Below are 6,391 nucleotides of genomic sequence, written 5' to 3' on the forward strand. Positions count from 1 at the left end.
GACCTGCCTGCAAGCGCCCCGGAAAGCTTCGGCTTTCCGGGGCTTCTTTTTGCCCGATCAGTTTTCCTGCCCGATCAGTTTTCCTGAAGGCGCCTATCGAAAAACCTCGATCGTAATTCCCAGTGCGCGGCACGACATTGGGGGCCTACGAACGAAGGAACGCGCATGGCCGCCGTCCAACCCAAGAGCAGCCGCTTCATCAGCGGCTTCGGCGTCCAGGTTCTGGCCGCCATGGCGATCGGTCTGGGGCTGGGCCTGCTGGCCCGCCAGCTAGGTCCGGCCGAAGGGCAGGGCGGTTACGCCCTGGCCGAGACCCTGCACCAGGTCGGCGCGATCTTCGTCCAGCTGTTGCGCACCTTGGTGCCGCCGCTGGTGTTCACGGCCATCGTCGCCAGCATCGCCAACATCGCCCAGCTGCAGAACGCCGCGCGCCTGGTCTGGCGCACGCTCTTCTGGTTCGCGGTCACCGCCCTGATCGCGGTGCTGATCGGCATCGCGCTGGGCCTGATCCTGCAGCCGGGCCTGCACACGACGGTCGAGGCCGCCGCGGCCAAGGCGCCCAAGACCCACGGCTCGTGGCTCGACTTCCTCACCGGCCTCGTGCCGGTCAACGTGCTGGGCCTGGCCGCCTCGACCAAGATCGCTGACGGCGGCGCGGCCACGACCTCGCTGTCGTTCAACGTGCTGCAGATCGTGGTGATCTCGCTGGTCACCGGCGTCGCCGCCCTCAAGGTCGGCGAGGCGGGAGAAGCCTTCCTCAAGTTCAACGCCTCGGCCCTGGCGATCGTGCGCAAGGTGCTGTGGTGGGTCATCCGCTTGACCCCGATCGGCACGGTCGGCCTGTTCGGCAACGCCGTTGCGCAATACGGCTGGACGACGCTCGGCCAGCTCGGCGCCTTCACCGGCGCGATCTACATCGGCCTCGGCCTGGTGCTGCTGGTTGTCTATCCGACGATCCTGGTCCTGAACGGGCTCAATCCGATCAAGTTCTTCCAGGGCGCCTGGCCCGCGATCCAGCTGGGCTTCGTCTCGCGTTCGTCCGTCGGCACCCTGCCGGTGACGGAAGCCGTGACCGAGACCAGCCTGGGCGTGCCGCGCGCCTACGCCGCCTTCGCCGTGCCGCTCGGCTCCACCACCAAGATGGACGGCTGCGCGGCCATCTATCCGGCGATCTCGGCGATCTTCGTGGCGCAGTTCTTCGGCGTGCATCTGGCGCTGTCGGACTACTTCCTGATCGTCTTCGTCTCGGTGATCGGTTCGGCCGCCACCGCGGGCCTGACCGGCGCCACGGTGATGCTGACCCTGACCCTGTCGACCCTGGGGTTGCCGCTGGAAGGCGCCGGCCTGCTGCTGGCGATCGACCCGATCCTCGACATGGGCCGCACCGCCGTGAACGTCGCCGGCCAAGCCCTGGTCCCGACCATCGTCGCCAAGCGGGAAGGGATCCTCGACCTCGAGACCTACAACGCCGGCCAGGTTCCGGCCGAAGCGGGGCTGATCGCCGCGGAATAGGTCTGGGCGGTTGCGCGGGAAAGCTTTAGCGGCGAGTTTGCGCGCCTCGTAAAGCGTCCCCGGGGGATTCCATGGTTTTGAAGACGGCGAACGGCGGCCCGGAAGGGCCGAGCCGGCGCGGATTCCTGTCCGGCGCCGCCGCTCTCGCGGGCCTCGCCGTCACCGCGCCCCGCGCCTTCGCCCAAGCTTCGGACCGCGTCGAGGCCCTGCTGGCCCAGATGACGATCGAGGAGAAGGCGGGGCAGCTCTCGTGCTTCGCCGACATGATCCGCCCGCCGATCGGCGACATGAACCCGCTGGTCAACCTGCGCAACGCCCAGACCCTGACCGCCGAGATCAAGGCCGGTCGGATCGGCGTGCTGATGAACGGCGTGGGCGCCCAGGCCGCCCTCGACACGCAGAAGGCGGCCGTTGAAGGCTCTCGGCTGAAGATCCCGCTCCTGTTCGCCGCCGACGTCATCCACGGCTTTCGCACCGTCTTCCCGATCCCGCTGGCCGAGGCCGCGAGCTTCGACCCGCACCTGGCCGAGCGCACGGCGCGCGCCGCCGCGTCGGAAGCCTCGGCTTCGGGCCTGCACTGGACGTTCGCGCCGATGGTCGACGTCGCTCGCGACCAGCGCTGGGGCCGGGTGGCCGAGGGTTCGGGCGAGGACCCCTATCTCGGCGAGGTCATGGCCGCCGCCCGCGTCCGCGGCTTCCAGGGCAAGGACCTCAAGGCCGACGACAGCATGCTGGCCACGCCCAAGCATTTCGCCGCCTATGGCGCGGTGACGGCGGGGCTTGAGTACAATTCGGTCGAGCTGTCCGAGGCGACGCTGCGCGAGGTTCACCTGCCGCCGTTCCAGGCCGCGTTCGCGGCGGGGGCGATGACGGTGATGTCGGCCTTCAATGACGTGAACGGCGTGCCGTCCACGGCCAACAAGCGCCTGCTGACCGGCGTGCTGCGCGAGGAGTGGGGCTTCAAGGGCGTGGTCATCTCCGACTACACCTCGGACCAGGAACTGGTCGCCCACGGCGTCGCCGCCGACGATCGTGACGCCGCCCGCCTGGCGATCCTGGCCGGCGTCGACATCAGCATGCAGAGCGGCCTCTACATCCGCTATCTTCCGGAGCTGGTCGCCTCGGGCGCCGTGCCGATGGCGGTGGTCGACGCTTCCGTGCGGCGGGTGCTGGCGCTGAAGGAGGCGATCGGCCTCTTCGACAATCCTTACCGCTCGCTGGATCCCGCCGCTGAGCAGGCGCGCACCGCCACGCCGGCGCTGCGCGCCCTGAGCCGCGAGGCCGGCGCCAAGTCCATCGTGCTTCTGAAGAACGACAATAGTCTTCTGCCCTTGCCCAGGGCGGGCAAGCGTCTGGCGCTGATCGGTCCGTTCGCGGACGACCGCGACAACGTCCTGGGCGCCTGGGGTGGCTTCTTCGCCGACAAGGCGTTGAACGTCGACCTGGCGACCGGCCTGCGGGCCCAGCTGGCCGATCCGGGAGGCCTGGCGGTCGAGCGCGGCAGCGACGTCGAAGGGCCGATCGCGGGCGGGATCGAGCGGGCGGTCGCCGCCGCCCAGGCCGCCGATGTCGTGCTGCTGGCGATCGGCGAGAGCGAGACCATGACCGGCGAGGCCAAGTCCCGCACCGACATTCGCATTCCGCCGCCCCAGCAACGCCTGGCCGAAGCGATCGCCGCCACGGGCAAGCCGGTCGTCGTTCTGCTCCGCCACGGCCGCGCCCTGGCCCTCGAAGGGCCGGTCCGCGACGCGCCGGCGATCCTCGCGACCTGGTTCCTGGGCAGCGAGATGGGCCACGCCGTCGCCGACGTGCTGTTCGGCGCGGTCAATCCGTCCGGCCGCTTGCCGGTCAGCTTCCCGCTCGACAGCGGCCAGGAGCCGTTCTTCTACAATAGCCGCACTACGGGCCGCCCGGCGCCGGCCGATCCGAACGCCCAGGAGTACAAGTCTCGCTGGCGGTCGATCCGCAACGACGCGCTCTATCCGTTCGGCTTTGGCCTGGGTTACGCGCCGTTCGCGCTGAGCGACCTGCGTCTGAGCACCGACAGGCTGGCCTGGGACGAGACGCTCCATGTCACCGCCAAGGTTCGCAACACCGGATCGGTGCTCGGCGAGCATGTGGTCCAGCTCTACATCCGTGATCGCGTGGCCAGTCGCACGCGGCCCGTGCGCGAGCTGAAGGGCTTCCAGCGGGTTTCGCTGGCCCCTGGCAACGAGCGGGAGGTTCGGTTCGAGCTGCGACGCGAGAACCTGATGTTCGTCGGTGATCGTGACTACTGGGTCGCGGAGCCGGGAGTCTTCGATATCTGGCTCGCCAATTCCGCTACGGATGGCTTGTCCGCGAGCTTTGAACTTCTTGGAGCTTAGGCGAAGCCCGAATCGTTTCTCGCGAATTCCGGATAGTTGGCGCGGCGCGGACTTGTTAACGGCCGCTTTTACTCGCCTGTTAAGCGAATCTTCACTGCGCACCGGAGCCGCATACGGAATATTCAGGTACAGGGCATGTCTTTGTCCTGAAAGGCTTTAAAGCCGATTTGATCCGCTCGGCCATGACCCATCGCTAGACTGCCCTCGGCAGGCGTTGGGCTGCGTCGGGATGTCTCGTTGAAAGGACTTGGAAACTAAATAAGGTTATTGCCGATGGGCCATAGTGTGGCTTGTTGCTGGGACGCTTGCGTAAGGGGGGGCGTCTCCACGTTGCTTTAGGCGCGCCAGAAGGGTGCGTCTGCCTGCAGGGGATGGATGTATGCCGATCTCGAGCCTTTCCGCCGCCCAGATCTCGAACCTGTCGGTCACCGCGATCCAGGGTTTGACGACGACGGATATCCAGTCCCTCAACGGAACTCAGGTCGCCGCGATCAGCACGACCGGGATCAGCGCCCTGGCGACCACCCAGGTCGCAGCGCTCAGCGCGACCCAGGTCAAGGCGCTTACCGCCACCCAGATCCCCAAGTTCGCGGCGTCGGTGACCTTCGACGTCACTCAGCTCACCCAATTCTCCAGCCAGCAGGTTTCGGCCCTTACCTCGACCCAGCTGGCCGGGCTCGACACCTCCCATATCGCCGTCCTCAGCGCCACGCAGATCGGCTCGCTGTCGGCGACCAACTTCTCGGGCCTGGACGCCACCCAGATCGGGCAACTGAGCGAGACCCAGGTCAAGGGCATCACCGCGACGCAGCTGAAGGGCGTCTCGGCCGCCGATATCGCGGAGCTTTCCGCCACCCAAGTCGCGGCGCTCAGCGCGGATCGCATCGCCGCTCTTTCGGCCCCCAACCTTTCGGCGATGGACGCCACGCAGGTCGGCGCGCTGAGCAACACGCAGATCGCGGCGCTGACGACCACCCAGCTCAAGAATCTGAACACCACCGACATTGGCGAGCTGTCGGCCACGCAGGTCGGCGCGCTGTCGACGGCTCAGCTTGGCGCGCTGTCGTCGACCAACTTCTCGGCCCTGAGCGCCACGCAGGTCGGCGCTCTGTCGACGGCCCAGGTCAAGGGGATCACGGTCGATCAGATCAAAGGTCTGAACACGACCGATATCGGTGAGTTGACCGACACCCAGGTTGGCGCCCTGAGCGCCGCCCAGATTGGCGCCCTGGTGACGGCGCAGGTCCAGCAGCTCTCCACCGGTCAGCTCTCCGTTCTGTCCTCGACCCAGATTGGGGCGTTGGGCGCGGCAAACTTCGCTGCGCTGAACGCGACGCAAGTCGGCGCGCTGAACGAGACGCAGATCAAGGGTCTGACGACCGCCCAGCTGGGCGGGCTGTCGGCGGCCGACGTGGGCGAGCTGTCCGCGACGCAGGTTGGCGCCCTGAGCGCCGGCCAGTTGGGCGCCCTGAGCACCACGGCCGTCTCGGCGCTGGACGCGACCCAGACCGCGGCGTTGTCGACGACCCAGGTCAAGGGACTGACGGCCAACCAGCTGAAGAACCTGACGGCTACGGACGTCGGCGAGCTGTCGGAGACCCAGGTCGGGGCGCTGGCCCCGTCGCAGCTGGGCGCCTTGAGCAACGGCGCCCTATCCGCCCTGAACGCGACGCAGGTCGGCGCGCTGTCGACGACCCAGGTCAAGGGCCTGACGACGACCCAGGTGTCCAACCTCACCACCACTGACATCGGTGAGCTCTCGGAAACCCAGGTCGGCGCTCTGACGGCCGATCAGATCAAGAATCTGTCGACCACCAACCTGTCGGCGCTGACCGCTACCCAGGTCGGCGCTCTGACCAACACCCAGATCGCCGCGATCACGACGACGCAGGTCAAGAACCTGACGACGACGGACATCGGCGAGCTGTCGGCGACACAGGTCGGCGCCCTGACGGCCGCCCAGGTCGGCGCTCTGAGCCAGGCTCAGACGCAAGGGCTATCGGTTACCCAGATTGGCGGTCTTTCGTCGACTCAAGTCGGCGCCCTGACCACGACGAACCTGACTTCGCTGAACGCCACCCAGATCGGCGCTCTGTCGACGACCCAGGTGAAGGGGCTGACGGCGACCCAGCTTGTCAACCTCACCAACGCCAACGTCGGCGACCTGAGCGAGACCCAGGTGGGGGCGCTGAGCGCCTCGCAGATCGGCTCGCTGGGCGCCAACTTCTCGACCCTGAACGCGACCCAGGTCGGCGCCCTGAGCGATACCCAGATCAAGGGGCTGACCGCCACGCAGCTGAAGGGGCTGACGACCGCCGACGTCGCCGAGCTGTCGACCACCCAGGTCGGCGCGCTGTCGGCCGCGCAGGTCGGCGCCATGGGCGCCAACTTCTCGGCCCTGGACGCGACCCAGGTCGGCGCCCTGTCGACGACCCAGATCAAGGGCCTGACCGCGGCTCAGATGGCCGGTCTGACGACGACCGACGTCGGCGAGCTGTCGACGACCCAGCTTG

At 67.8% G+C, this 6,391-nt stretch carries 2 protein-coding genes and 1 pseudogene; all 3 read left to right on the top strand.

Annotated elements, in window-relative coordinates:
* The first annotated feature begins 165 nt into the window (after positions 1-165).
* Positions 166-1,512 carry a dicarboxylate/amino acid:cation symporter gene (locus tag Q0379_RS04740; RefSeq protein ID WP_299004958.1) on the top strand — a complete coding sequence of 449 codons (1,347 nt, stop codon included), beginning with the start codon at positions 166-168 and terminating at the stop codon, positions 1,510-1,512.
* 71 nt (positions 1,513-1,583) lie between these two features.
* Positions 1,584-3,878: a glycoside hydrolase family 3 N-terminal domain-containing protein gene (locus Q0379_RS04745; RefSeq protein WP_299004961.1), complete on the top strand. Its 2,295-nt coding sequence runs from the start codon at positions 1,584-1,586 to the stop codon at positions 3,876-3,878.
* A 379-nt stretch (positions 3,879-4,257) separates the two neighbouring features.
* Positions 4,258-6,391 (top strand): annotated as a pseudogene (locus Q0379_RS04750) (ice nucleation protein); the annotation flags it as partial.

This window comes from uncultured Caulobacter sp. (assembly GCF_937900395.1).
Classification (GTDB): Bacteria; Pseudomonadota; Alphaproteobacteria; order Caulobacterales; family Caulobacteraceae; genus Caulobacter.